The organism is Amaricoccus sp. W119, from assembly GCF_047275745.1.
Taxonomy (GTDB): Bacteria; Pseudomonadota; Alphaproteobacteria; order Rhodobacterales; family Rhodobacteraceae; genus Amaricoccus.
In genome coordinates, this window is sequence record NZ_JBKQWU010000215.1 from 1 (window position 1) to 644 (window position 644).

Annotated in this window: 1 protein-coding gene; it reads left to right on the forward strand. The window is 64.9% G+C overall.

What is annotated here, in order from left to right:
- Window positions 1-500: IS21-like element helper ATPase IstB (gene istB / locus ACLJK8_RS23075; protein WP_413152715.1), on the forward strand; the 500-nt coding region annotated here is incomplete at its 5' end.
- Between the last annotated feature and the right edge of the window lie 144 nt (window positions 501-644).

A 644-nucleotide genomic window follows, 5' to 3' on the forward strand; every position in this document is an offset into this window, starting at 1 on the left:
CCGGCACGCCGATCAACGAAGGACTGGTCCGGGATCTCGCCACGGGCGGTTTCCTTGCCAGCCAGCGCAACGTCGTCCTGGTCGGCGGGACGGGGTCCGGCAAGACGCATCTCAGTATCGCCATCGCCCGCAACTGCATCCGCGGTGGGGCGAGGGTTCGCTTTTACAACACGACCGATCTCGTGAATCTGCTCGAGCTGGAGACCCATCAAGGGCGGACCGGCAAGCTTGCCGAACACCTTTCCCGCCTCGATCTGCTGATCCTCGATGAACTCGGTTACCTGCCCTTTGCCCGTACCGGCGGCCAGCTCCTGTTCCATCTGATCAGTCGGCTCTACGAGCGCACCTCGGTCATCGTCACGACCAATCTTGCCTTCGGCGAATGGCCGGCCGTCCTCGGCGATGCCAAGATGACCACCGCGCTGCTCGACCGGCTGACCCACCACTGCGACATCATCGAAACCGGCAACGAGAGCTGGCGCTTCAAGCATCGCGGCTGAGCCCGGGTGGAAAAGGCGCTGATGGGGTGGTTCGGGCGGTTCCGGGCTACGCCCTCCACCACCCGAACCACCCCATCGAAATCCGCATCACCCGGGTCCCCGATTCCACGCCGATCCCGGTCCCCGGTCCCGCGCCGATTGACA